The sequence below is a fragment of the Candidatus Kirkpatrickella diaphorinae genome (genome assembly GCF_025736875.1).
GTDB classification, from domain to species: domain Bacteria; phylum Pseudomonadota; class Alphaproteobacteria; order Acetobacterales; family Acetobacteraceae; genus Sorlinia; species Sorlinia diaphorinae.
In genome coordinates, this window is record NZ_CP107052.1 from 567797 (window position 1) to 591296 (window position 23500).

25 protein-coding genes and 2 tRNA genes are annotated in these 23500 nt (G+C 58.2%); 19 read left to right on the plus strand and 8 right to left on the minus strand.

Annotation, left to right across the window (positions count from 1 at the left end; genetic code table 11):
• Positions 1–54: 54 nt before the first annotated feature.
• Positions 55–975: a LysR substrate-binding domain-containing protein gene (locus N5W20_RS02535; RefSeq protein WP_319807359.1), complete on the minus strand. Its 921-nt coding sequence runs from the start codon at positions 973–975 to the stop codon at positions 55–57.
• Between the two features lie 97 nt (positions 976–1072).
• Between N5W20_RS02535 and N5W20_RS02540 the strand changes: the two genes are divergently transcribed.
• Complete coding sequence (locus tag N5W20_RS02540) at positions 1073–2749, plus strand: alpha-keto acid decarboxylase family protein (protein ID WP_319807360.1); 1677 nt, start codon at positions 1073–1075, stop codon at positions 2747–2749.
• A gap of 225 nt (positions 2750–2974) precedes the next feature.
• Here N5W20_RS02540 and N5W20_RS02545 read toward each other — a convergent pair whose 3' ends face one another.
• From N5W20_RS02545 to N5W20_RS02555, 3 genes are all read right to left on the minus strand, one after another.
• Positions 2975–4816, minus strand: a complete 1842-nt coding sequence (locus N5W20_RS02545) for a cobaltochelatase CobT-related protein (RefSeq protein WP_319807361.1) — start codon at positions 4814–4816, stop codon at positions 2975–2977.
• Positions 4817–4828: 12 nt separating this feature from the next.
• Complete coding sequence (locus tag N5W20_RS02550; RefSeq protein WP_408869413.1) at positions 4829–5845, minus strand: AAA family ATPase; 1017 nt, start codon at positions 5843–5845, stop codon at positions 4829–4831.
• Between the two features lie 82 nt (positions 5846–5927).
• Entirely contained in the window at positions 5928–6512 is a 585-nt protein-coding gene (locus tag N5W20_RS02555; protein WP_319807809.1) for a J domain-containing protein, read from the minus strand.
• 48 nt (positions 6513–6560) lie between these two features.
• Here N5W20_RS02555 and N5W20_RS02560 point away from each other — a divergent pair, with 48 nt between their 5' ends.
• A complete protein-coding gene (locus tag N5W20_RS02560; RefSeq protein WP_319807362.1) occupies positions 6561–6848 on the plus strand; it encodes a BolA family protein in 288 nt (95 codons plus the stop codon).
• Complete coding sequence (locus tag N5W20_RS02565; RefSeq protein ID WP_319807363.1) at positions 6845–7411, plus strand: outer membrane lipoprotein carrier protein LolA; 567 nt, start codon at positions 6845–6847, stop codon at positions 7409–7411. Before N5W20_RS02560 ends, N5W20_RS02565 begins: the two co-directional genes overlap by 4 nt.
• 2 nt (positions 7412–7413) lie before the next feature.
• On the opposite strand, the gene lipB is transcribed toward N5W20_RS02565, so the two are convergent.
• Positions 7414–8118 carry a lipoyl(octanoyl) transferase LipB gene (gene lipB / locus N5W20_RS02570; protein WP_319807364.1) on the minus strand — a complete coding sequence of 235 codons (705 nt, stop codon included), beginning with the start codon at positions 8116–8118 and terminating at the stop codon, positions 7414–7416.
• A 56-nt stretch (positions 8119–8174) separates the two neighbouring features.
• On the opposite strand from lipB, the gene N5W20_RS02575 reads away from it, so the two are divergent.
• The 7 genes from N5W20_RS02575 to N5W20_RS02600 all read left to right on the plus strand — a co-directional run bounded on the left by N5W20_RS02575 (position 8175) and on the right by N5W20_RS02600 (position 11570).
• Positions 8175–8260, plus strand: a tRNA-Leu gene (locus tag N5W20_RS02575).
• 171 nt (positions 8261–8431) lie between these two features.
• Positions 8432–9346 (plus strand): UTP--glucose-1-phosphate uridylyltransferase GalU, encoded by a 915-nt coding sequence (galU, locus tag N5W20_RS02580; protein WP_319807365.1) that lies wholly within the window; start codon positions 8432–8434, stop codon positions 9344–9346.
• A 129-nt stretch (positions 9347–9475) separates the two neighbouring features.
• The gene (locus N5W20_RS02585) at positions 9476–9628 is read left to right on the plus strand and encodes a DUF3553 domain-containing protein (RefSeq protein ID WP_319807810.1); all 153 of its coding nucleotides are present in this window, start codon (positions 9476–9478) and stop codon (positions 9626–9628) included.
• Between the two features lie 3 nt (positions 9629–9631).
• The gene (locus N5W20_RS02590; protein ID WP_319807366.1) at positions 9632–10444 is read left to right on the plus strand and encodes a ComF family protein; all 813 of its coding nucleotides are present in this window, start codon (positions 9632–9634) and stop codon (positions 10442–10444) included.
• A complete protein-coding gene (grxC, locus tag N5W20_RS02595) occupies positions 10431–10694 on the plus strand; it encodes a glutaredoxin 3 (protein WP_319807367.1) in 264 nt (87 codons plus the stop codon). The genes N5W20_RS02590 and grxC overlap by 14 nt, the downstream gene beginning before the upstream one ends.
• Positions 10691–11113 carry a DUF1178 family protein gene (locus N5W20_RS09615; protein WP_408869414.1) on the plus strand — a complete coding sequence of 141 codons (423 nt, stop codon included), beginning with the start codon at positions 10691–10693 and terminating at the stop codon, positions 11111–11113. The genes grxC and N5W20_RS09615 overlap by 4 nt, the downstream gene beginning before the upstream one ends.
• Entirely contained in the window at positions 11103–11570 is a 468-nt protein-coding gene (locus tag N5W20_RS02600; protein ID WP_319807368.1) for a DUF2147 domain-containing protein, read from the plus strand. Before N5W20_RS09615 ends, N5W20_RS02600 begins: the two co-directional genes overlap by 11 nt.
• 22 nt (positions 11571–11592) lie before the next feature.
• Here N5W20_RS02600 and ubiG read toward each other — a convergent pair whose 3' ends face one another.
• Positions 11593–12321, minus strand: a complete 729-nt coding sequence (gene ubiG, locus N5W20_RS02605; RefSeq protein ID WP_319807369.1) for a bifunctional 2-polyprenyl-6-hydroxyphenol methylase/3-demethylubiquinol 3-O-methyltransferase UbiG — start codon at positions 12319–12321, stop codon at positions 11593–11595.
• 162 nt (positions 12322–12483) lie between these two features.
• On the opposite strand from ubiG, the gene N5W20_RS02610 reads away from it, so the two are divergent.
• The 6 genes from N5W20_RS02610 to prfA all read left to right on the plus strand — a co-directional run bounded on the left by N5W20_RS02610 (position 12484) and on the right by prfA (position 19762).
• Positions 12484–13782 carry an aspartate kinase gene (locus N5W20_RS02610; RefSeq protein WP_319807370.1) on the plus strand — a complete coding sequence of 433 codons (1299 nt, stop codon included), beginning with the start codon at positions 12484–12486 and terminating at the stop codon, positions 13780–13782.
• The gene (locus N5W20_RS02615) at positions 13775–14809 is read left to right on the plus strand and encodes an NAD(P)H-dependent flavin oxidoreductase (protein WP_319807371.1); all 1035 of its coding nucleotides are present in this window, start codon (positions 13775–13777) and stop codon (positions 14807–14809) included. Before N5W20_RS02610 ends, N5W20_RS02615 begins: the two co-directional genes overlap by 8 nt.
• Positions 14810–14845: 36 nt before the next feature.
• Positions 14846–16153, plus strand: a complete 1308-nt coding sequence (locus N5W20_RS02620) for a helix-turn-helix domain-containing protein (protein WP_319807372.1) — start codon at positions 14846–14848, stop codon at positions 16151–16153.
• A 146-nt stretch (positions 16154–16299) separates the two neighbouring features.
• A complete protein-coding gene (gene ispG / locus N5W20_RS02625) occupies positions 16300–17448 on the plus strand; it encodes a flavodoxin-dependent (E)-4-hydroxy-3-methylbut-2-enyl-diphosphate synthase (protein ID WP_319807373.1) in 1149 nt (382 codons plus the stop codon).
• A gap of 4 nt (positions 17449–17452) precedes the next feature.
• Positions 17453–18697 carry a histidine--tRNA ligase gene (gene hisS, locus N5W20_RS02630; protein WP_319807374.1) on the plus strand — a complete coding sequence of 415 codons (1245 nt, stop codon included), beginning with the start codon at positions 17453–17455 and terminating at the stop codon, positions 18695–18697.
• Positions 18698–18700: 3 nt separating this feature from the next.
• Positions 18701–19762, plus strand: coding sequence for a peptide chain release factor 1 (gene prfA / locus N5W20_RS02635; protein ID WP_319807375.1), 1062 nt, complete (start codon positions 18701–18703; stop codon positions 19760–19762).
• 25 nt (positions 19763–19787) lie between these two features.
• Here the strand turns inward: prfA and N5W20_RS02640 are convergent, their stop codons facing one another.
• Positions 19788–20237 (minus strand): hypothetical protein, encoded by a 450-nt coding sequence (locus tag N5W20_RS02640; RefSeq protein ID WP_319807376.1) that lies wholly within the window; start codon positions 20235–20237, stop codon positions 19788–19790.
• 43 nt (positions 20238–20280) lie between these two features.
• Here N5W20_RS02640 and prmC point away from each other — a divergent pair, with 43 nt between their 5' ends.
• Both prmC and N5W20_RS02650 read left to right on the plus strand, forming a co-directional pair.
• On the plus strand, positions 20281–21126 hold the full coding sequence (prmC, locus tag N5W20_RS02645; RefSeq protein ID WP_319807377.1) for a peptide chain release factor N(5)-glutamine methyltransferase: 846 nt from the start codon (positions 20281–20283) through the stop codon (positions 21124–21126).
• A gap of 249 nt (positions 21127–21375) precedes the next feature.
• Positions 21376–21798, plus strand: coding sequence for a DUF4167 domain-containing protein (locus tag N5W20_RS02650; RefSeq protein ID WP_319807378.1), 423 nt, complete (start codon positions 21376–21378; stop codon positions 21796–21798).
• Between the two features lie 118 nt (positions 21799–21916).
• On the opposite strand, the gene N5W20_RS02655 is transcribed toward N5W20_RS02650, so the two are convergent.
• Positions 21917–21991, minus strand: a tRNA-Met gene (locus N5W20_RS02655).
• Positions 21992–22202: 211 nt separating this feature from the next.
• On the opposite strand from N5W20_RS02655, the gene N5W20_RS02660 reads away from it, so the two are divergent.
• Positions 22203–23417, plus strand: coding sequence for a mechanosensitive ion channel family protein (locus N5W20_RS02660; RefSeq protein WP_319807379.1), 1215 nt, complete (start codon positions 22203–22205; stop codon positions 23415–23417).
• The last annotated feature ends 83 nt before the right edge of the window (positions 23418–23500 follow it).

Below are 23500 nucleotides of genomic sequence, written 5' to 3' on the forward strand. Positions count from 1 at the left end.
ACAGTTCGGCGGCGCGTCAAACGATGGAGCGCAGCGCGACGGGTGCGTTCACATTTAACAAGTGCCGACGGTTCTTCCATCGCTTGAAGCGCAGAGCTTCTTCAGAATGTTGACAAAGGCCGTGGCGGCTTTGCTGGGTGCGGTGCGCGTGGTCGCCATGGCAATGGTCGCGCGCGGCGTTTCCCCAAGGATCGGGTGAAATGTCACGCCCTGCGTATGGATCTGCTGCAGATAAGCGGGAACGATGGCCACGCCCATCCCGGCAGCCACCATCGGGATCGTCGCCGCGACCTGCGGGGCGGATTGCCCCAATTGCGGGGAAAAACCGGATTGAAGGCAGGCGGAGATGATGGTGTCGTAAAATCCGGGCCCGAGATGACGCTCAAACAGAATTAACGGATCCTCCGCGATTTCATGCAGAAAGAGCCCCTCCGCCTTCGCACGCGGATGTGTCTCGGGCAGGGCAATCACGCTGGGCTCATCAATCAAGGGGCGCACCATGATATCGGCATCGAAGACGGGGGGCCGGATAATGGCCATATCGACCTGGCCGAGGCGCAGTGATGCACAGAGTGCGGGCGTGTTGCTCTCCTCCAGCGTCACGGTCACACCGGGCTTCTCACGCCGAAAAGCGGAAATCGCCGCCGGTATCAGTGGAAGAAGCGAAACACCGCCCGCCATACCCACCCGTAAATGACCCTGATCCCCGGCGCCAAGCGCACGGGCGAGTGTCTCAAATTCCTTCGCGAGGGAGAGGATGGCCCGCGCACGTTCCACGAGGATGTCGCCAGCCGAGGTCAGCGCCGCCCCGCGGCCCGAACGGTCAAAAATCCGCACGCCGAGATCATCTTCCAGCCTTTTGACCTGCTGGCTCAAAGGGGGTTGCGCCATATGCAACGCTTCCGCCGCCCGCGTGAAAGTGCCGTGATCCGCGATGGCGGTGAGGAAGCGCAGATGTCGTAATTCCAAAGCCATATCCCCTATATATGGAAATTGGCTCAAATATATATTGGATATGTATCGGGGCAAGGCCTAACGTTTCCGTGTGGCAACGGTAAGGACTTTTTTTACGATGACCTATGCAGTCGGCATGTATCTGGCGGACCGCCTTGACCAGATCGGGGTGGAACATCATTTCGCGGTCGCCGGGGATTATAATCTCATCCTTCTTGATCAACTTCTCAGCCATGCAAATCTGAAGCAGATTTATTGCTCCAATGAGCTGAATTGCAGCTTCGCGGCGGAGGGCTATGCGCGGGCGCGCGGTGTGGCGGCGGCGGTCGTGACATTCGGCGTCGGTGCCCTTTCCGCAACAAACGGCATTGCCGGGGCCTATGCGGAAAATCTGCCCGTCATCCTCATTTCCGGCGCGCCCAATTCGAATGATCAAGGTTCCGGACGCATTCTTCATCACACGATTGGCAAGACGGATTATAATTTCCAGCTTGAAATGATGCGGCAGATCACGTGCGCGGCGGTCGAAATTAATGACGTTGCCACAGCGCCTGAAAAAATCGATTACGCCATTCGCACCGCTTTGGCGGAGCGCAAACCCGCCTACATTAGCATTGCCTGTAACATCGCCGACGCACCCTGCCTGCGTCCCGGTCCGATGACGACACGCCACCCCTCCCTGAATTATGACCGGTCCAGCCTTGCTGCCGCCCTCGACGCGACGTTGGATTGGCTGAAGGGGCGTGAAAAACCTGTCATTATCGTCGGGAGTAAAATCCGCGCGGCGCAGGCTCAGAAGCCGGCTATCGCTTTGGCTGAAAGAATGGGGAGCCCCGTCGCCGTCATGGCGGCCGCGAAATCTTTGTTTCCGGAAACGCACCCTTCTTTCCGCGGTGTCTATTGGGGCCTCGTAAGTGATCCGGGCGTGGAGGAACTGATCAACGCGTCAGATGCGGTGCTCTATCTCGCGCCTGTCTTTAATGATTTCTCAACCGTCGGATGGCACGCCATGCCGCACGGTGAAAATGTGCTGGTCGCGGATCCTGATCATGTAACTCTCTGTCAGACGCGCTATGACGGCTTCTCCCTCGCAGCCTATCTGGAAGCCCTTACGACGCGTCTGGAGCAGAGGGACGCCATAGTATCCCCTGCCGCACCGAGAAGCTTCAGCCCTGCACCCACCCCGCCCGACGCGCCCCTCACCAATGATGAGATGACGCGCCAAATTCAGGAACTCATGACGCCCGAGACGACGCTTTTCGCGGAAACGGGGGATTCGTGGTTCAATGCCATGCGCCTGAGCCTTCCTGAACATGCGCGATTGGAGCTTGAAATGCAGTGGGGCCATATTGGCTGGTCCATCCCCAGCATGTTCGGCAACGCGATCGGGTCGCCGGGGCGTCGTCACGTCGTCATGGTCGGAGACGGATCCTTCCAGCTCACGGCGCAGGAAGTCTCCCAGATGATCCGTCACAAATTACCGGTTATTATCTTTCTCATTAATAATCGCGGCTATGTCATTGAGATTGCGATTCATGACGGGCCGTATAATGAGATTAAAAATTGGGATTATGCCGGGTTGATGGATGTCTTCAATGCAGAGGACGGCCATGGGCTGGGCCTGCATGTAAAGACCGGGGCGGAGCTCGATGCGGCGATTCGTCAGGCCCTGGCCAATAAGGAAGGCCCGACCCTCATAGAATGCGCATTGGAACAGGACGACTGCACCAAGACTTTGCGGGAGTGGGGTTTGCAGGTTTCCGCCACGAATGGCCGCCGGGCGCAATTATTGTAAGTTGCTGCGGATCGTCATCACCGGTTTCGCGGTCGGGACGCCCCGAGTACAGGGGCGTCCCAACTTTCATGACGAGAGTGACAATTGGATAAATCACCTTAGCCCCCGCACGTAAGTCACTGATATTGAGTTAATTTAAAGGCAAGGACCGCGACAATACGCCGCCTCGCGCGTCGGCCGCCATGTGGCGCGTGCTGCTCGTCACCCAGCTCAGACGGTGAGGGGTCAGTCCTCGCCGAAAAGGTCGAGGAGCTTTTGCAGCACGGTCCCGCCAAGCTCATCCGCTGAGCGGATGGTGACGCTGTTGCGGTAATAGCGCGTCACGTCATGGCCGATACCAATCGCCAGCAATTCCACCGATTTCTGAGATTCGATCTTGCGAATCACCGCGCGAAGATGCGCCTCAAGATAAGCGTGGTTATTGGCTGAAAACGTGCTGTCATCCACCGGCGCACCATCTGATATCACCAACAGAATGCGCCGCTTCTCATGCCGCTTGAGGAGGCGCTGCCAGGCCCATAGCAGCGCTTCACCATCGATATTTTCTTTCAGCAACCCCTCTTTCAGCATGAGGCCGAGATTGAGCCGCGCACGTCGATAAGGGGAATCGGCATTTTTATAGATGATGTGCCGCGTATCATTCAGGCGTCCCGGATTTTCCGGTCGGCCTTGTTCAAGCCAGTCCTGACGACTTTTACCCCCTTTCCAGGTGCGGGTTGTGAAGCCGAGAAGCTCCGTCTTGACGTGACAACGTTCAAGCGTGCGCGCGAGGATATCGCTGCAAAGCGCAGCGACGGAAATCGGGCGGCCGCGCATGGAGCCGGAATTATCGATCAGCAAAGTCACAATTGTGTCCTTGAAGGCGGACTCGTGCTCGATCTTGAATGACAGGGGCGTGGCGGGATTGATGACGATGCGCGGCAAACGCGTGGCATCGAGGAGGCCCTCCTCCTGATCGAACTGCCATGAGCGCTGCTGTTTCGTCATCAAACGGCGCTGCAATTTATGCGCCAGCCGGGCAACGACCGATTGCGTGCCCGTTAATTGCTGGTCAAGAAGGTGCCGAAGATGCGCCAGCTCTTCCGGGTCGCATAATTCGGACGCGCTGGCCTCTTCATCATATTCCGTTGAAAATATGCGATAGGGGGCGGCTTCCGCGTCCGAGGGTGCCCCGTCTCCTCTCGACATTGCCGGGGAGGGGTCATCGCCGAGCGGGGCTTCATCGCGCCCCAGTTCGCCCTCCACGTCACCTTCATCATCCGCCTCTTCACCCTCTGACTCGGCCTTTTCTGACGGCTCATCCTGTGACCCCTCGCCGCCAGCATCGTCGGGCTCGTCCGGGGCGGGGGCGGGCTCCGCGTCGTCCTGCGATGCCGGCGGCGGGGCGTCCTGCGTGTGATCGGACGCATCAAGCGTGTCGAACAGCGCCATTAAAGTCTCGGAGAAGGCGGCCTGGTCATCCCGGATGGCGGCGAGATGGTGCAATTTCTCCCGCGTAGCTTCTGAAAGGGAGTCGCGCCAGGCGGACAATGCCGGGCCGATCAGATGCGGAAGGGAGCCGGGCATCATGGCATCGCGCAGCAGAAGTTCAAACGCCAGCGGCGCCGGCATATCCGCCTTCTCCTGCATGCGCATCGCGCCCTGCATGAAGCATTTTCGTTGCAGCCTCGCGGCGAGATTATCCTGCACGCCCCGCATCATGCGCGCGCCATAAACTTCACAACGCGCCTGTTCCATGGCTTCAAAGGTTGCGCGCCGTGTCGGGTCCGGGATGCGACTGGCCATGTCGAGACGGGGGTCGTGATGTTTTCGGAATAAAGCCTCCGCATCCGCGACGCCACGCATTTCGACTTCCTCCTGCGCTGTGACATGGCGCGGCATGTAGGGAAGGCGGACGGTGCCGGGGCTCTCCTCCTGCGGTGGCCCTTCCAGAAAGGTGACGGCGAGATGCGGGTCGCCCGCCATGGCGCGGAGTGTTGCCTTCGTCGCACGCCGGAAGCTATCGCCCGGATGACGTTTACCGAGTTCCGGGTCCGGCTTTGGCGGGGTGGGCAATTGGGAGCTCATGCCCGTAGCCTGTTAGAGCGGGTTCAGCGTTTCACCGAGGCAACGCTGATAAAATTCGGCGATGATTTCCCTCTCCGCCTCATCGCATTTATTGAGGAACGTCACGCGGAAGGCGAATTGCCGATCACCGAAGATCTTCGTATTTTCGGCCCAGGTGATGACGGTGCGCGGCGACATGACCGTCGCGAGATCCCCGGACATGAACCCCTCACGGGTTAGTTTTGCAAGCTGGACCATATTGCCAACCACCTCACGCTGGGCGTCATCATCCAGCGGGATATCCATTTTGGCGCACACGATCCGCACTTCCTGCTCAGGCGGGAGGTAATTCAGCGTTGCGACAATATTCCAGCGATCCATCTGTCCCTGATTGATCTGCTGCGTGCCGTGATAAAGCCCGGTCGCATCGCCCAGCCCCACCGTATTGGCGGTGGCGAAAAGGCGGAACCAGGGGTCGGGCTTGATGACGCGATTTTGATCCAGCAGCGTCAAATGCCCTTCCCCCTCCAGAACGCGCTGAATCACGAACATGACATCGGGCCGCCCCGCGTCATATTCGTCAAAAATCAGGGCGGAGGGACGTTGAAAACACCAGGGAAGGAGACCTTCCCGGAAAGAAGTGATCTGCTTACCATCCTCAAGCACGATGGCATCCTTGCCGATCAGGTCAATCCGGGAGATGTGACTATCGAGATTGATGCGTACAGTCGGCCAGTTGAGACGTGCCGCGATCTGCTCAATATGGGATGATTTGCCCGTGCCGTGAAAGCCCTGCACGTAAACCCGGCGATTATAAGCAAATCCGGCCAAGATGGCGCGCGTCGTATCGAGGTCAAATTGGTAGGTGGGGTCAATTTCCGGCACATGACTCGTGCGGACGGAAAAGGCTGGCACGACCATATCGCTGTCAATGTCGAAAACCGCACGCGCGGACAGTCTCTTGTCGGGCGCTTTCAATTCTCTTCCGATATTTTCCGTGGGGATTTCGGTCGTTGGGGCCCTTTTGGCGGCGGGCGAGGGGCTCTTCATGCGCAGCGCGTGTCCTTAACCTCAATTTTGTCTCACGAAGGATATCGCGTTCCGTCTCAAATGCAAATCTTTCCCCGGCATGTCATTGCGCTGAGAGGAATGCGCGGATCGTCGTGTATGCCACGTTGATTTCCTTGAAACGGGCCTCCGCGCGCGGGTCACTACCATTTGCATCCGGATGGTGCTGCCGTGCGAGGTTGCGGTAATGCGCCCGCAACTCCTCCATCGTCAGGGGCCAGTCCAGCCCGAGGGCACTGAGATGCTGTTTGATGGGTTTGGGCGCCCGGCGTTCCAGCGCGTCATGGGGGCGGGAGCGCGCACGCGCATGGCGTGCGCGGCTGAGCAGACCGAGCGGATCACGCAAACGTTCCTCAAATTTTGAGGGTTTGCCGAGGCTGCCGAGTTTCCAGGAAGGGCGCTGCCAGGATGAGTCAGATTGCAGATGTGTTTCAATCTGAATCGGCGTCATGCCCTTATAAAAATCCCATTTGGCGTTATATTCACGGACATGATCAAGGCAGAACCAGTAATATTCCCGTAGCGTCTGACGGCTTTTCGGTGCACGATAACCGGCATTCGCCGTGCAGCCCGCCATGTCGCACATGCGCCCCGGCGCGTCAGGGTCGGGGTCGAAGGCGCGATGACGTGTCTGGCGGCGCTTGGTCATCGCATCAATGTGTGACGTCATCCAGTCCGGTGCAAGGAGAAAAGCTTAATGAATGTCCATGATACACGCGCGGTACGTATTGAGCGCGTTTTACGAGAGGCCCTCGCGCCGGAGGAAATTGAAATCAAGGACGTCTCCCACCGTCATGCACGCCATAAGGACCGCTTGGGCATAGAAGGGGAGGAGACGCATTTTGCGGTCAAAATTGTCACTGACCGCTTTAAGGGCCTTTCCCAGATTGCCCGCCATCGCCAGGTCAATGAGCTCCTGAAAGCTGAATTTGAGAGCGGCCTGCACAGCCTGGCACTGACAACGCAGACGCCCGGCGCGTCATGATCACGAAGTTTCGACATCTCGCCTTTATGGGCCTGGCCGCCTTTTTGAATGCCTGCGCTTCTGGCGGGATCAGTCATCTTTCCCCCTCCGATCAGGCCATGATTCATGATGTCGAAAATGCCCTGAACCGCCCGCAACCTGTTACCGGTTTTTTTGAGCAGGTCGGGCCGGGCAACTGGGCCGGGCGCGGTCACTTCACCTATCACCCCGGCTATCTGCTTCTCGCCTATGACGTGCCGCATGGCTTGCGGGCGGAGGCTGAAAATCAACATCTCGTCGTGACGGATAAAGCCAATGGCGCGGTGACGCGCATCGGCCTTGCCCGGCACCCCCTCGGCCTCCTCCTGCGCAAACCTTTGCGACTGACCCGTGCGATACAGGTCACGCAACTGGTTCAGACGCCAAGCCTGCTGCGCATTTCACTCGCGGAGGCGGCAAACCCGTCACAGGGGCTTCTCTCCCTCGATTTTGAAAAAACCGGTGCGGGTTTGCGGCTCAAAGACCTGATCGGCACGGATGTCAGGAAGCAGCAGATTCAATTGAGCCTGCATGAAAGCCCCTGACGTCACGGCGCATCCTGAGGGGTCTGCCTGAAAATATCGCGCCAAGTCGCCTTCATCGCGTGGTCAAGCGCCGCCATGGTGACGTCCGGCCGGAATCGCTGGATGCTCGTCACACCATAATCCCGGATGCCGCACGGAACGATGCCGGAAAAATCCTCCAGCCGCGGCGCGAGGTTTATGGAGACGCCATGCATCGTCAGCCAGCGACTGACGCGCAGCCCGATCGCGGCGATCTTGGCCTCCTCCCCGCTTAACGGGTCCGTCGTCCAGACGCCGATACGACCGGGCCGGACATCCGCTGCGATTCGGAACATGCCAAGCGTCGCGATGATCCATTTTTCAAGATCCGCGACGAAGCGGCGCAAATCGCGCGGTGGGGTGTCGCCATGAGGGCGGTTGAGGTCCAGCATGAGATAGGCGATGCGCTGGCCGGGGCCGTGATAAGTCCATTGCCCGCCACGCCCCGCTTCATAAACCGGCAAAGCGTCCGGGTTGAAGAGATCCTGCGCACGGGCTGATGTGCCGGATGTGTAAAGGCGCGGATGCTCCAGCAGCCAGATCAGTTCCTTCCCCGTTCCCGCCTGCATACGTGCCTGATGCGCCGCCATCTCGGCAAGGGCGTCCGGATAATTGACGGGCGATGATGTGGTCCTCCACATTATTTTTTCAAAATTTTCCGTCGTGATGATTGCCTCACTCTTCCGCATAAGCTATAGCCCCCTTCGACGAGTGGTATCGCTTATTGCAAGACACTTGTCACGTTGCGGTCGTGGCGGAATGGTATACGCGCAAGCTTGAGGTGCTTGTGGGGGAAACCCCGTGGAAGTTCGAGTCTTCTCGACCGCACCACTTCTCTCAGAAGATGGTTGTCATATCAGATGCATCTATCGGGCAACGCCCGGTATGATGGCGGGATTACCCGGAAGATGCGGCATTTCCCTCAATGGTCATAAGTAAATGAAATGACCATATTCAAAAAATCCCCCCTTTGATTTACACTACGCTTACATTGCCGTTGCGATGATAACCACAAGTAACGATGCTCGCATCTATAGGGGTTCAGTTTTGAAAAAGCCGCTCAGAAAGGCCGTATTGCCCGTCGCAGGTTTGGGGACACGCTTCCTTCCCGCGACAAAAGCCATGCCGAAAGAGATGCTTCCGGTCGTCGATCGCCCGCTCGTGCAATATGCGATTGATGAAGCGCGCGAGGCGGGTATTGATCAGTTCTGTCTGATCACGGGCAGGGGCAAAGACAGCCTCATTGATTATTTCGATGTCGCGTTTGAGCTTGAGACGACCCTGAGGGAGCGGAACAAGCTGGCATTGCTGGAAACGCTGGAGCCCAGCAGTATCGAAGCCGGGTCACTCGCGGCTGTCCGCCAGCAGGAGCCGCTTGGGCTGGGCCATGCCATATGGTGTGCGCGGTCCTTCATCGGGGATGATCCTTTCGCGATCCTCCTGCCGGATGACATCATCAAAGGCGGGCGCGGCTGCCTCTCGCAGCTTGTGGACGTCTATAACGAAACCGGCGGAAATGTCGTTGCAGTGACGGAAGTCCCGCGCGATTACACGAATCGCTATGGCATACTCGATGTGGGTCAGGATGATGGCCGTACGGTTGAGGTAAAAGGACTGGTCGAGAAACCGGACCCGTCCGTTGCGCCGTCCAACCTTTCCATTATCGGCCGGTACATTCTGCGTCCCGAGATCATGACGCACCTCTCCAAGCTTGAGCGCGGTGCCGGTGGTGAAGTCCAGCTGACCGACGCCATGGCAAAACTCATTGGCGACATGCCCTTCCATGGTCTTCGCTATGAGGGCACGCGTTATGATTGCGGTGACAAAGCGGGTTTCCTTGAAGCGCAGATCGCTTTCGCGATTGATCGTCCCGATCTCGGACCGGCCGTCAAAGCGTTTCTGCGGAAATATATCTAAAGGTCCGGGCTTTGCGCCCGGCAAGGTGAGGGCGGGTTGTGCGGGCGTGACGTCGGCGCCCCCGCCATCCGGGCCGGAAACAGGGAGGTTGTCACGGAGGACGAATTCCAGACATTTCTTGAACCCGGCATGCTGGTGCGGCACCCGACCCGACCGGAATGGGGCATCGGGCAAGTCCAATCCGCGATTGCATGGCGCGTCACCGTGACATTTCCTGAACAGGGAAAACAAATGATCGACGCGCGGCACGTCACGTTGATCGTGCTGCCTGAAAGGGCCTGACTTTTGTCGGGCGCTTTGCGGCGCGTCTCGTTGCGGCGGTCCTGGTACGATCAGATTCTGAATGTGGCTTTTCCGCCTGTCTGTCTTCATTGCAAAGCGGAAACCCTCTCGCACAACGCCCTTTGTGCGACCTGCTTCGCGGAAACAGAGCGAATCTCGCCGCCTTTCTGCCATGGATGCGCCGCGCCGCTCCCCGCGGTAGAACATCTCAATCAGAACCATCTCTGCATTTATTGTCAGAATTCCCCACCACCATGGTCGGCAGCGCGCGCCGCGTTTATTTTCGGCGATGTCACGCAATCCCTTATTTTCGATCTGAAATATGGTGATCGCACGGAAGTGGCGACATTTTTCGCCGACGCCATGATGCGCCATGGCGCTGCTCTCTTATCCGACGCTGATCTCATCGCGCCGGTCCCGCTGCATTGGCGGCGTCTGCTGCGGCGCAAGTTCAACCAGTCGGCCATTATCGCGCAGTCACTGTGCCGAATCCATGCTGCGCCTCTGCAATGCGTGCCGGACCTGCTGAAGCGCATTCGACATACAGGCGCCCTCGCGCGGCTGGGGCCTGATGCCCGTATGGAGAAGGTGCGGGAGGCCATTACGCTCAACCCGCGTTACAGAAAGATGGTTCAGGGGCGTCGCGTCATATTGGTTGATGACATCTTGACCACGGGCGCCACGCTCTCCATCTGCTCTCAACGGTTGCTGGATGCCGGTGCGGCCGCGGTTTCGATTTTGGTCGCGACCCGTTCCGGTCGTCACATCCTTCCCTTTGCCCATAAAATTCATGGTTTCATTGATGCCGAAGATTGAAATTTACACGCAGGAACATTGCCCATACTGCACCAAGGCCGTCGCTTTGCTGACGCAGAAGAACGTTGCATTTGAGCAGATCGACGCCCCGCGAGGCAGCGCGGCGCGCGAGGAGGCGACACGTCGCTCGGGCGGAAGCAGGACAGTGCCGCAGATTTTTATCGATGACCGTGTCATAGGCGGTTGCTCGGAATTATTCGCGCTGGAACAGCAGAAGAAACTCGACCCGCTTCTGAGGCGCGCTGGATGATCTCCTTTGAGCTGCGATGCGCGCAGGCTCACGCATTTGATGGCTGGTTTTTGAGCGCCACATTATTTGCAGGGCAATGCGCGGCGCAGTTCATCGCCTGCCCACATTGCGGCACGACGCGCGGATCAGAAAAATTTGAAGCATCATTTCCCCAGTCATCGTCGTTATCCGGGTCCATCCCAATATCGGGTCATTTCCGCGCGGCGCTTTGGCAAATGTGGCCCGTCATTGAAAATCATTGCGAGATTGTCGGGAGCCGCTCTGTCGCGAAGGTGACGAAACGCCACGAATCCGCCGCAAGAGGCGAAACCATCTCAAAAGGAATTTATGGTCAGGCTTCTTCACAAGAGCGTGACATTTTTAAGGAAAAAGGCATAGAGTTTGTCTCCATCCCTCGGGGCCCAATCGATGATGCCTAGGCTTGTGTCACGCGCCGCCGTGCTTCTGGTCGCGCTTTTTTCATTTCATGCCGTCGCCAGCCCCGCGCATCGTGATCGCACTGCGTCGGGCGACGTGACGGGCAAATGGTTGGCGCAGACGCAGGATGGCGTTTTTGATATCTTCCATTGTGGGGCGGAGATCTGCGGTCGCCTCGTCGGTATGGATTATGAAGGGCCTGTGCCGCATGATGTTCTGGGGCGATCACAATGCGACCTGACCATGCTGACGGGCTTTACGCCTCAGGGGGACGGGCAGTGGCAGGGGAAAATTTTCGACCCTGAAGGCGGTAAGGTTTATGACGCGATAATCTGGTCGCCGAGCCCGAATGTCCTCAAATTGCGCGGTTACCTCCTTGGCATCCCGCTTCTAGGTCGGACGCAGACCTGGACGCGTTATACGGGCCATATCGGTCCCGCCTGCAAAATGACGAAATGAGTCTGTCGCCATCCCCGACGCCTTATTGTTTGCGGAACATCGCCTGGTAGTTCATGCGTGTGTCCGATGTCAGGCGGCAGGCGGCGCCTGTATAGAGGATGCCGGTGATATCGATCATCTTGAGACCGGCCCCGCGCGCGGCGCGGACAAGTTCAGAAGGTTTGATGAATTTGCGCCATTGATGGGTGCCGACGGGCAGGAGACGCATCACATATTCCGCGCCGAATTTGGCGATGGCGAGGGAGCGTAACGTTCGGTTGAGGGTCGAAATCGCGATCAATCCACCCGGGCGGGTCAGGTCGCTGAGGAGATGCAGAAACATCTCGGCATCTATCACATGTTCAATGACTTCCAGTGCACTAATGGCGTCAAATGTCAGGCCCTGCGCAACGAAATCCTCCGCGGCACCATGGTGGTAGGTGAGGCTTCCTTTCCCCGTTTCCGGGCGGGAGATTTCCTGATGGGATTGCGCCGCCGCGATGGCTTCCGCCGAGGCATCCAGACCGGTCACCTGATAGCCCAGCCGCGCATAAGCCTCACTGGCGATGCCTGCCCCGCAACCTATATCGAGCAGACTGATGGCCGCACCATCCGGCTTGGCGCGTGATTTAAAAAATTGATGATTCCAGTTTGTCCTGAGTGGATTCATGTCATGCAGCGGGCGCATAGGCCCTGACGGGTCCCACCATGAGGCTGCCAAACGTCCGAACTGTGCAATTTCCTCAGCGGATATGGATGACGGCCTGCTCATCTACCTCGTAACCCTTCATCAAAACTGGACGAAACGTCGTTAAATTTGTATTCACCGCGTTTGGGCGCATGTTTAACATGTCGTCGCCCGGATTTCACCCGGTGTTGAACCGAGCCTGCCGGGGTTTATACAAAAAACGACATTTCAGGAGTTTTTATCACGATGGCGCCCCAGAAGGATCATGAAGTCAATCGCATCGTGATGAAATTCGGTGGCACCTCTGTGGCCGATATTGAGCGCATTCGTGCCGTGGCGGCGCGCGTCAAGGCGGAGTGGGAAAGCGGGAAGCAGGTCGTCGTCGTTGTTTCCGCCATGGCGGGCGTGACCAATCAAATGGTGTCCTATTGCCACGCTTTATCCCCCAACGTTGATATGCGGGAATATGACGCCGTCGTCGCAGCGGGGGAGCAGGTGACAAGCGGGCTGACGGCCCTTGCGCTTCAGGCGATCGGCGTGCCCGCCCAATCCTGGTTGGGCTGGCAGATCCCGATCATCACGGATGATGCGCATGGCAAGGCCAATATTCTGGGCATTGATGGCGCAAGGCTGATTCGCTGCCTTGAGGCCGGCATTGTGCCGGTTGTCGCCGGGTTTCAGGGCGTCTGCCCTGCGGATGAAGCCCCATCAGCGACACAGGTGGACAGCATCGCAACATTGGGGCGCGGGGGGTCAGACACGTCGGCTGTCGCCATCGCGGCTTCTGTGAAAGCGGATCGCTGTGACATTTATACCGATGTGGATGGTATTTATACAACGGACCCGCGTATTGTCAGCGCCGCCCGAAAGCTGGACCGCATCACCTTTGAGGAAATGCTTGAGCTGGCATCGGTCGGGGCGAAAGTTTTGCAGACCCGTAGCGTCGCCCTCGCCATGCGGGAGCGCGTGCGCGTGCGCGTTCTGTCCAGTTTTGACGAATCGACGGATGACTCAGGTTCATCCGTTGTGGATGAGGAAGAGGTTATGGAAAAAGATCTGGTGACGGGGATCGCCTATGCGCTGGATGAGGCGAAAATTACGGTGAGCCACCTCCCTGACCGACCGGGCATTGCCGCGGCGATATTTTCCACCCTCGCGGCGGCGCGGGTCAATGTTGACATGATTGTGCAGAGTGTCGGGTCGGATGGTTCCACCAATATGACCTTCACTGTCCCCAAGACGGATCAGGCTGCCGCGATTTCTGCGCTTGAAGCGGCGAAAGGTGACATTCAGTTCGGCGCGATCCAGTCAGCGCAGGATGTTGCGAAAATCAGCGTGGTCGGTGTCGGGATGCGGTCCCATAGCGGGATGGCAAGCACGATGTTTACAACACTCGCAGAGCGGGGAATAAACGTGCAGGTGATATCGACAAGTGAGATCAAGATCTCGGTCCTGATCAAGGCGGAGTATCTGGAGCTGGCCGTGCGCGCCCTGCACACAGCCTATGGCCTCGATGATCAGGACGGGGGACGTCAGAATGGTTGAGCTTAATCGCGCACGTGCGGAGGCCGCGCTTGCCGGCCTATGGGCGGATGGCTGTCGCTTCCTCGGCACAAGAACGGCCATTTTAGGCGGCGCCATGTCATGGGTGAGTGAGCGTCACCTCGTGGCGGCGATTTCCAATGCCGGGGGCTTCGGCGTGATTGCCTGCGGCGCCATGTCGCCGGACCGCCTGGCGGAGGAGATCACCGCCACCCGCGCGCTGACGGACGCACCTTTTGGCGTTAATCTGATCACGATGCACCCGGATCTTGATCACCTCGTCCGCGTCTGTCTTGAGCATGAGGTCGGGCATGTCGTGCTGGCGGGCGGTGTCCCCGCGGGCGCCACCATCAAGGCGCTGCGTGATGGCGGTGTACGGACGATGGGTTTCGCACCGGCACTCGCCCTTGGCAAACGCCTCGTCCGTCTGGGCATTGAGGCGCTGATTATTGAGGGCTCCGAGGCAGGGGGGCATGTCGGGCCGGTGTCACTCAATGTCCTCGCGCAGGAGATCCTGCCCCATCTTCGGGATGTGCCGATTTTTGTGGCGGGCGGGCTGGCGCGCGGTGATGCCATCCTCAGTTATCTTGAGATGGGCGCGTCCGGCGCACAATTGGGCACACTCTTTGCCGCGTCGCAGGAAAGCATCGCGCATGACAACTTCAAAACCGCTTTTTTAAGGGCGAATGCACGCGATGCCGTGACATCTGTTCAACTTGATGAGCGTTTCCCCGTTATACCCGTTCGCGGCCTGACAAATAACGGCACGCGGCGTTTTCTGGCGCATCAGGCGGAAATCCTTCGACGTTTTCAGGAAGGTGAAGTGAGCAGGGAAGACGCACAGTTGGAAATTGAGCATTTTTGGGCTGGCTCCCTCCGACGGGCCGTGATTGATGGTGATATCGAGAATGGCTCCGTCATGGCGGGGCAATCTGTCGGTATGGTCAAAGAGGTCAAACCCGTTACGCAGATTATAAATGACCTCGTTGATGAGGCGATCCAGAGCCTTATGCAGCGCAAAGCGGGTTAAACAATCGATATTTCAGGCGAGAAAGGCGATTTTCGGATGAGCAGCGGTGGGGCGTCAAATGGGAAAGCTTCCAGAACCGAGCCGCCGGCTCATTTCCCCGTCGGTAAACGTCTCAAAGCACAGAGGGTCAAGCTTGGCTGGGATTTAAGCGATGTCGCGACCTGGCTGCGCATCCGGGAAACCTACCTCGTTGCTTTTGAGGAAGGGCAAACGGAGGACCTTCCTTCTGGCGTCTATGTGGTGGGGTTTCTACGCAGCTATGCGCGCGCCCTCGGTCTGGATGCGGATGATATCGTGTCGGAATTTCAGGCGGTCATCCCTTTATCCAAAGTGCGCAGCCCGGCCCTGAACATTCCTGAACCCCTGGTGGGGCGTGGTGTCCCTGTCGGAATATGGGCGGCGATCGGGCTTGTTCTGATCGTCATCGCCTATACCGGTATTTATCATTACGCAGGAGATGACAGCACGGACGTGCGGGATAAGCTCGCGGCCGGGCCGACGAAAGCCGTGCCGAAAAATGCCGGGTTATCGCCGGAAATCGCAGCGGTCATGCCGGAGCCACCCGCCCCGGCGCCGCCCGCGGAAACTTCGTCATTACCGCCAGCCTCCATGCAGGCGGCGGAAGCGACCCCCGCCAATACCGGGTCAGACGCCACGCCGGTCGGGCAAGTCACCCAGCCGGAAACAGATCATTTGCAGCCTGGCGTGGCACAAAACCCGGCACCAGTCAGCACCATGCCCGCCACTGACGGGCAGGCCATTCAGACCGGGCAGGAAGTGGCAACGCCTTCCTCACCGCTCCCCACCGTTCCGGAAACTCCAACCGGTTTTGACCTGGTGGCCTCGCACAATACATGGGTGCGCGTGACGGATAAGGACGGCCAGGATATGTGCAACCGTGTGCTCAAACCCGGTGAAATCTGCAGCGGCAAGCGTGATAAAGCGCCTTACCGCATCACAACCGGCAATGCGGGCGGGGTGGCTTTCAGGTTCGGGGATGCTGTGACCGCGCCCCTGGGTGAGAACGGACAGGTTGTCCGCAACCTCACTTTGACGTCGGAAGATATTGCGCAGGGTCGCGCGCCCGTCAATACGCCATCAGCCCCGCCGGAGGCACATCCGTCGGATTCTGTCTTGCGGCAGAATGACACCCCGCCCGTCACTGCGCCAAATCTGCCAGGGGAGGGCGGCGCGCCTGCAACGACTCCTGAGGCCACCCAACCAGATCAGCCGCCTCCGGCAAGCGCAGTGGCCCCTAAACAGAAGAAGCGATTTGAAAAATCCGAGAGTGACCGCTTGAATGACCGCCAGCTCGGCCAGATCAGGGCGCAAGTGTCACCTTGAGGAAAGATTTTGCGGCCTGACGCCGCCAGAGGTGGAAAGTCACGCCGTAACTCTGGTATTAAGCGCCAGAGTGCCTAGTTATATGTCATATTTGTCATGGACGCCGATCCCCGATGGGCGGCGATTCATGGAGGATTGTGGAGAGTATGAGCGGATATCGCCCCTATCAGCATATTGAACGCCGAAAATCCCGGCAGATCATGGTCGGCAAGGTTGCGGTCGGAGGTGATGCGCCCATTTCCATCCAGACAATGACAAATACGCTGACCTCTGATGCCAAGGCGACGATTGAGCAGATCCGCCTCGCTGAGATTGCCGGGGTGGATATTGTCCGCGTTTCCTGCCCGGATGAGGAAAGCACCGCCGCTCTGTCCGAAATCGTGCATGAAGTGAATGTGCCGATCGTCGCCGATATTCACTTCCATTATAAACGCGCGATCGAGGCGGCAAAGGCGGGCGCGGCCTGCCTGCGTATCAATCCGGGCAATATTGGCAGTGCCGAGCGTGTGCGTGAGGTTGTCTCCGCCGCGCGGGATCACGGATGCTCCATCCGGATCGGCGTCAATGCGGGCTCATTGGAAAAGCACCTGCTGGAGAAATATGGTGAGCCGAATCCTGAGGCTTTGGTCGAGAGTGCGCTGGAGCACGCCAAAATCCTTCAGGATCATGATTTTCATGAATTCAAAATCAGCGTCAAAGCTTCTGATGTCTTTATGGCCGTGGCCGCTTATCAGCAACTTGCCGATAGTTGTGACCACCCGCTGCATATCGGTATTACGGAAGCCGGGTCAAAACGCGCTGGCACGGTAAAATCCTCCATCGGGCTGGGCAATCTGCTCTGGGCCGGTGTGGGTGACACGATGCGTGTCTCCCTCTCCGCGCCACCGCAGGAGGAAGTCCTTGTCGGTTGGGATATTCTCAAATCGCTCGGCCTGCGTCATCGTGGCGTCAAAATTATTTCCTGCCCATCCTGCGCGCGCCAGGGCTTCAATGTCGTGGAAACCGTGCAGATCTTGGAGGATCGCCTCCAGCACATCAAAACACCCTTGACCCTGTCCATTATTGGTTGCGTCGTGAACGGGCCGGGAGAAGCGCTGATGACGGATCTCGGTGTGACGGGCGGCGGTGCAGGGCGCCATATGGTGTATGCTGCGGGGCGGCAGGATCATCGCCTTGAAGATGGGCAGGATATGATCTCGCATATTATCGATCTGGTGGAGGCCCGCGTCGCGAAGATCGAAGCGGAAAAAGCAGCCGAGACCGAACAGAATGAACCAAAAAAAGTAAACGCCTGATTTTATGTCATCTCTGCAACCTGCGCGCGGTACGCACGACCTTATCGGCGACGAGGCGCGCCGTCATGCCCATGTCATCAATATCGCGCGGCGCGTCACTGCGCGATATGGCTATGAGGAATGGTCGACCCCCATTTTTGAGGATACGCGCGTTTTTTCCCGAACGTTGGGAGATACGTCCGATGTGGTCACGAAGGAAATGTATTCCTTCGAGGATCGCGGTGGGGAGAGCCTGACGTTGCGCCCGGAAGGCACGGCCGCTATATGTCGCGCCTTCGTCTCAAACGGTTTGACGCAGAAATTGCCGCAACGTGTCTTTTATAACGGTCCCATGTTTCGGTATGAGCGCCCACAAAAAGGGCGGTTCCGGCAATTTCATCAGATCGGCGCGGAATATCTCGGCAGTTCTGACCCGTTGATCGATGCCGAAACGATCGCCATGGCGCAGATGATCCTCCGGGAACTGGGCCTTGAACAGGATGTGTCGTTACAGATCAACACATTGGGCGATGTTGAAAGTCGACTTGCATGGCGGAAGGCTCTGATCGCTTATTTTGTCGCGCATCAGGATGCGCTTTCCGAGGAAAGTCGGGCGCGGCTGCACCAGAATCCTCTGCGCATCATTGACAGCAAATCCAGTCAGGATCGCACGCTGCTGCAAAGCGCCCCGTCATTTTCGGAGTACCTTAATCCAGCATCGCGGGTATTTTATGACGGGCTGCGGCGCGGGCTGGACCTTTACGGCGTTGCCTACACTGAAAACCCGCACATCGTCCGCGGACTCGATTATTACAGCCACACCGCTTTTGAATTTTTGACGGAAAAATTGGGCGCGCAGGGCACGGTGCTTGCGGGTGGACGTTACGAGGGGCTTGTGGCCGAGATGGGCGGCCCATCGACTCCCGCTATTGGCTGGGCAGGCGGGATTGAACGCCTCGCCCTGCTCATCGCGCCGCCGGAAAGTCATGGCAAATATGTTGTCGTCCTCCCCATGGGTGAGGCCGGCCTGCCCAAGGCGATCTCTCTGTTGCAGACATTGCGTGAAGGCGATGTGCGGGCTGAAATGGCCCTTCATGGCGCTTTCAAGAAACGGATGGAGCGCGCCATCAAAGGGGGGGCAACGCACCTTATCCTGATTGGTGAGGACGAACTGGCGCAAGGCCGCGTCATCATCCGGGATCTCAGTCTGCGTGCGCAGCGGGACGTGCCGATTAACGAGGCCTTGCGCTTCCTGACACACGGCGCCTGACATATGGCGTTGGATGAACGGCTCGATCGCATTCTCGCGCGCCATGAAGAAATCGCGGCGATCATGGCAGAGGGGCAGGTGAATGGGGATGCGTTTTCCCGGCTGTCGCGGGAATATGCGGATCTCGACCCCGTTGTACAAGCCGTGCAGGCTTTTCGTGACGCTTCGCAACGCATGGCGCAGGCGCGTGAGTTGCTGGACGACCCGGAAATGCGGGAGCTTGCCGAGATTGAAATCCAGGAATCCGAAGCGAAGTGCGCTGAGCTGAAGCTGCAATTACGGCTGGCACTCCTCCCGAAAGATGAAGCCGATGCACGTAGCGCCATTCTCGAAATCCGGCCCGCAGCCGGGGGGGATGAGGCGGCGCTTTTCGCGGCGGAGCTTTTCGGCGCCTATAAGCGCTATGCGGAGCTGAATCACTGGCGCTTTGAAATTGATGAATATGATGAAAGCGACCTTGCCGGGCTGAGAAGTGGTGTCGCGACGATTTCCGGCCGTGGTGTTTTTTCCAAACTTAAATTCGAATCCGGCGTGCATCGCGTCCAGCGTGTGCCGACGACGGAAACGCAGGGACGCATCCATACCTCGACCGTGACGGTTGCGGTCCTTCCCGAGGCGGAGGAGGTGGATGTCGATATTGATGAGACAGACCTGCGCATCGATGTCTATCGCGCCTCAGGTGCGGGCGGGCAGCACGTCAATAAGACGGAAAGCGCTGTGCGGATCACCCATCTCCCCTCCGGCGTCGTCGTCGCGATGCAGGAGGAAAAAAGTCAGCATAAAAACAAAGCCAAGGCCATGAAAATCCTGCGCGCACGTCTTTATGAGCAGCAACGCGCCCAGGCCCACGCCACCCGCTCAGCCGATCGGAAATCCCAGGTCGGAACGGGCGACAGGTCGGAGCGGATCCGTACCTATAACTTTCCGCAAGGTCGCGTTACGGATCACCGCATTAATCTCAGCCTGCATAAAATTGACCGCGTCATGCTGGGCGAATTTAACGAAATCATCGACGCGCTGGTGCAGGATGAGCAAACCGCGCTGCTCGCCGCGGAAGGGCTGTAACCAAGAGGCCCGGCCCCGTCGCAGTTTAGCTGATCGGGCCTGAGCAGATCCCGGCTTTCCCTTTTTTATGCCGGGTTGCGCCGGGTTCGGAGGCATCCATCAGAAAGAAATCTCCGAGGTCATCATCAGCGGCCGCGATGATTACATGGCCATCGGGCCGGAGGAGAATGCCCTCACTCTCCACATGATGGACGACCCGCGCGCCCGTTTCATCGATGACGGTCATCTCACCGCAAAGCGCATAATGATGGGCGCGGGGCGCGTCTTTTACCGGGATGATCTTCTCGTAGGAATCGAGTCCGTCATGCAGGTGAATCACGGCGGCAAGCCTGCCATCAATATACAGCCGCGTCGTCTCGGATATCTCATTCGGCGCGCGAGGATCCTGCAATTTGAAGGCGCCAGCCTGCGCGGCTGATGTTGCGGTCAGCATCAAACAGGCGCAAAAAAGCAGAGTGCGAATTTGGGCAGGCATGATTTCCTTATAAAATGCGATTTACGGGAAAGTGTTAAATAAAATGCGCGTGCGTGACATTCTGGCAAGGGCGACCCTTCGATTGACGCAGGCAGGCGTTGAGGACGCGCGGGCGGAGGCGAGACGTCTGCTATGCTGGGCGGCGGGAATTGACCTCACCGCAATCGTGACCCTCCTTCGCCTTGATGAAGAGGCGCAGGCGCGTTTTGAAGCCGTCATTGCCCGCCGCGCGCGTCGGGAGCCCTATGCCTACATCACGGGCTCGCGCGGCTTCTGGACGCAGGATTTCCTGACAAACGACTATACATTGATCCCGCGGGCCGATAGCGAGACGCTGATCGAAGCGCTGCGTCACCACAAGCCGCAGCGGGATAGACCTTACCGCATTCTGGATCTCGGCACAGGGACGGGCTGCCTCCTTCTGGCGGCGCTCAGCCATTACCCGAATGCGCGGGGCATTGGCGTCGATATCGTGCCCGAAGCGACACAGCTCGCGCGGGAAAACGCGAAACTGAACCAGCTTGAGCGCCGCGCCCGATTTGTCACCAGCCATTGGGGTGACGCTTTGACGGGGCGCTTCGACATTATCCTGAGCAACCCGCCTTATATCAGAACCGAGGAGCTGGCAGAGCTGATGCCGGAAGTGCGTTATTACGAACCGGCTTCTGCCCTTGATGGCGGGGCGTCGGGCTTGGACGCCTATGCCGCCATTCTGTCTGACCTTCCACGTTTAATGCGCCGTGACGGGATTGCCGTGCTGGAACTGGGCAAGGGGCAGGACCACGACGTGCGGCATCTGGCGGCGGAAAACGGGTTGGAAATGCGCGCATGTTATAATGACCTTAACGGCATTGCGCGCGCCATGATTCTCGGTTTGGGCGCGTTTTAAAACTTGGCAGAGGTGAGGGGAGCTGCTAAACTCGCCTGCGAGGCTTTGTTCGATTGCGCTTTTAATGCGCATTTCGCTCTGCTGGAGACGGTATCGCGGTTACCGGTTATGACATTGTCAAACCTACGCGCTGTTTCCTCGCCCGACCTTCGACTTTGGAAAGCAAAGCAGGACATTTTCCACACTGCTTTGCCGATCATGAACCAGGCAGGGCTCAGCCTTGCCAGCAGGAAAGTCCCATTTAAATCCATGAACATCAAACGTATCAGAGGCCGTCATCATCGCTCCAACGGTGGGATGAGCGCGCGTCAGGGTAATAATCAGACGCCGCTTAATCGCAACCACGTGTTTGACAGTAACGGGCCTGAAATGCGTGTCCGCGGCACGGCGCAACAGCTTTTTGAGAAATATCTTCAGCTGGGTCGGGACGCGACCGGTGCGGGTGACCGTATCCTTGCGGAAGCCTATTTCCAGCATGCTGAACATTATTTCCGTATCATCAATGCCATGACGCAGGCGGCTCAGCAATCCCAGGCGGAACGTCAGGAGCGCCACCAGAAGCGCATGAAGGCGCAACAGGCCGAGTCAGGGGATGAGCGCCGCGGGAATGAAGAGGCGGAGGGTGAGTCGGAAGGCGAAACCGCCCATGCCGCTGAAGATAACGCGGAATAAGGAAAGATTAATCGCGACCTCTGCCGAGGTCGCGCCCCGTCCCGGGTGAGGCATGTTGTTTCATGCGGGGGAGGTCGCGCAGGGTCAGATGCGGCTATCGAGGCTGACCCAGTCGGGATGGTAGCGGCGGACGGATTTGAACCGCCGACCAAGGGATTATGATTCCCCTGCTCTACCGCTGAGCTACGCCGCCATCGCGACTGGTGGGTTGCAATTAAAGCCCCGGCGATATCGTGTCAACCACGTGCGCAATGATTTTGTGCGTGATATCAAAAAACTGCAATGGTGCCCGGCTGACGAAAAAAGGAAGCCGACCGGTCGTTGACCCGTTTCATCGAAAGCTTGTCTCGTGACCATCTATTGCTTTCGCTGACCGCGGTCGTCCTGAATGGGTTGATGCCGACATGAGTTTCAAAACCTACTTTATCGCCTGCCTCCTCCAGTTTCGTGCGTATTTCGGGTGGTTGCCCGCGTCTGTCGTGACGGTCGTCATGCTCGTCACGCTGGCTTTGATCGCGTTTTACGCCAGCCACTGGATGACGCGCTTTCTGCTCCGCCTGCTCAGTCGGGAGGGCAGCACAGTGGCGCGCAAAATCGTGCTGTCGACGCGTCGGTCCGTGCGGCTGATCATCGTGCTGGTTGTGGTGATTTCAGCCTTGCCCGCGGCTTCCGGACTTTCCTGGCGGACGACGCAGATCCTGCAAAAATCCTTCGTTTTCATTGCCATATTGATGGTGGGTTACAGTGCGATCAAAGCGTTCCGAATCATGACGGAGGCTTATCTCAGTCGCATTTCGCTCAGTGAGCATCATGATGATATCATCGTCCGCTCGCACCAGACGCAAATCAAGGTCCTGCAACGCCTTCTTGAAATCCTCGTCGGTATCATCACCGTGGGTGTCGCATTGATGACGTTTGATTCCGTCCGCAATTACGGCGTGTCTCTTTTCGCGTCGGCTGGTGCGGCATCATTGATTGTCGGCCTGTCGGCACGTGGCCTGCTGACGAATCTTCTGGCTGGTGTGCAAATCGCCATCACCCAGCCGATCCGGATGGAAGATCTGATCATCATTAATGGCGACTGGGCGTGGGTGGAGGAGATTACAGCGACTTACGTGGTGCTGCGCGTCTGGGACTGGCGGCGTCACATCGTGCCGATCTCCTATTTTCTTGAAAACCGGTTTGAGAACTGGACTCATAACTCAGCCGCCATCATCGGCATTGTCTATCTTTATCTAGATTATGAAGCCCCGATCGATGCGCTCCGGGAAGAATTGCAGGAGATCGCAAAGACATGCCCGCTCTGGGACGGGAAGGTGCTCGACTTCCAGGTTGCGGATTGTGATGCCGTGACGATCAAGATCCGAATCATCGCCAGCGCCCGAAGCGCGCTTAAAAGCTGGGACCTCCGCTGCGATATCCGTGAGAAGATGATCAAACGCATTCGGGAAGATTACCCGGAGGCTCTGCCGCGCCATCGTCTGGGGATGGTGACGGCGCATATGGGGCGGGAGGTCACCGCGATGGGTGAAGATGAGATTTCACCCCCGATTGACCGTCCGCCGCCACGCCCCCATTCAAAACTGGCCAAACCCACCGGGCCGAAGGGCAAGGGATAGTGACTGAAGAGCGGCGTGCGGCATTTTTTTTGAAATCCAGTCTTGTCAGTTGCGCTGATGAAGGTTAGAAGCACGCCCACGGA

Excerpts from the sequence above, each read along its gene's own strand:
- ubiG (WP_319807369.1), bottom strand. The coding sequence starts at position 12,321 with ATGAGCAGGCCGTCATCCATATCCGCTGAGGAAATTGCACAGTTCGGA.
- grxC (WP_319807367.1), top strand. The coding sequence starts at position 10,431 with ATGCCGAAGATTGAAATTTACACGCAGGAACATTGCCCATACTGCACC.
- N5W20_RS02610 (WP_319807370.1), top strand. The coding sequence starts at position 12,484 with ATGGCGCCCCAGAAGGATCATGAAGTCAATCGCATCGTGATGAAATTC.
- N5W20_RS02550 (WP_408869413.1), bottom strand. The coding sequence starts at position 5,845 with ATGAAGAGCCCCTCGCCCGCCGCCAAAAGGGCCCCAACGACCGAAATC.
- N5W20_RS02640 (WP_319807376.1), bottom strand. The coding sequence starts at position 20,237 with ATGCCTGCCCAAATTCGCACTCTGCTTTTTTGCGCCTGTTTGATGCTG.
- prfA (WP_319807375.1), top strand. The coding sequence starts at position 18,701 with ATGGCGTTGGATGAACGGCTCGATCGCATTCTCGCGCGCCATGAAGAA.
- hisS (WP_319807374.1), top strand. The coding sequence starts at position 17,453 with ATGTCATCTCTGCAACCTGCGCGCGGTACGCACGACCTTATCGGCGAC.
- lipB (WP_319807364.1), bottom strand. The coding sequence starts at position 8,118 with ATGCGGAAGAGTGAGGCAATCATCACGACGGAAAATTTTGAAAAAATA.
- N5W20_RS02560 (WP_319807362.1), top strand. The coding sequence starts at position 6,561 with ATGAATGTCCATGATACACGCGCGGTACGTATTGAGCGCGTTTTACGA.
- galU (WP_319807365.1), top strand. The coding sequence starts at position 8,432 with ATGATAACCACAAGTAACGATGCTCGCATCTATAGGGGTTCAGTTTTG.
- N5W20_RS02555 (WP_319807809.1), bottom strand. The coding sequence starts at position 6,512 with ATGACCAAGCGCCGCCAGACACGTCATCGCGCCTTCGACCCCGACCCT.
- ispG (WP_319807373.1), top strand. The coding sequence starts at position 16,300 with ATGAGCGGATATCGCCCCTATCAGCATATTGAACGCCGAAAATCCCGG.
- N5W20_RS02660 (WP_319807379.1), top strand. The coding sequence starts at position 22,203 with ATGAGTTTCAAAACCTACTTTATCGCCTGCCTCCTCCAGTTTCGTGCG.
- N5W20_RS02535 (WP_319807359.1), bottom strand. The coding sequence starts at position 975 with ATGGCTTTGGAATTACGACATCTGCGCTTCCTCACCGCCATCGCGGAT.
- N5W20_RS02600 (WP_319807368.1), top strand. The coding sequence starts at position 11,103 with ATGATGCCTAGGCTTGTGTCACGCGCCGCCGTGCTTCTGGTCGCGCTT.
- N5W20_RS02540 (WP_319807360.1), top strand. The coding sequence starts at position 1,073 with ATGACCTATGCAGTCGGCATGTATCTGGCGGACCGCCTTGACCAGATC.
- N5W20_RS02545 (WP_319807361.1), bottom strand. The coding sequence starts at position 4,816 with ATGAGCTCCCAATTGCCCACCCCGCCAAAGCCGGACCCGGAACTCGGT.
- N5W20_RS02620 (WP_319807372.1), top strand. The coding sequence starts at position 14,846 with ATGAGCAGCGGTGGGGCGTCAAATGGGAAAGCTTCCAGAACCGAGCCG.
- N5W20_RS02585 (WP_319807810.1), top strand. The coding sequence starts at position 9,476 with ATGCTGGTGCGGCACCCGACCCGACCGGAATGGGGCATCGGGCAAGTC.
- N5W20_RS09615 (WP_408869414.1), top strand. The coding sequence starts at position 10,691 with ATGATCTCCTTTGAGCTGCGATGCGCGCAGGCTCACGCATTTGATGGC.
- N5W20_RS02615 (WP_319807371.1), top strand. The coding sequence starts at position 13,775 with ATGGTTGAGCTTAATCGCGCACGTGCGGAGGCCGCGCTTGCCGGCCTA.
- N5W20_RS02650 (WP_319807378.1), top strand. The coding sequence starts at position 21,376 with ATGAACATCAAACGTATCAGAGGCCGTCATCATCGCTCCAACGGTGGG.
- N5W20_RS02565 (WP_319807363.1), top strand. The coding sequence starts at position 6,845 with ATGATCACGAAGTTTCGACATCTCGCCTTTATGGGCCTGGCCGCCTTT.
- prmC (WP_319807377.1), top strand. The coding sequence starts at position 20,281 with ATGCGCGTGCGTGACATTCTGGCAAGGGCGACCCTTCGATTGACGCAG.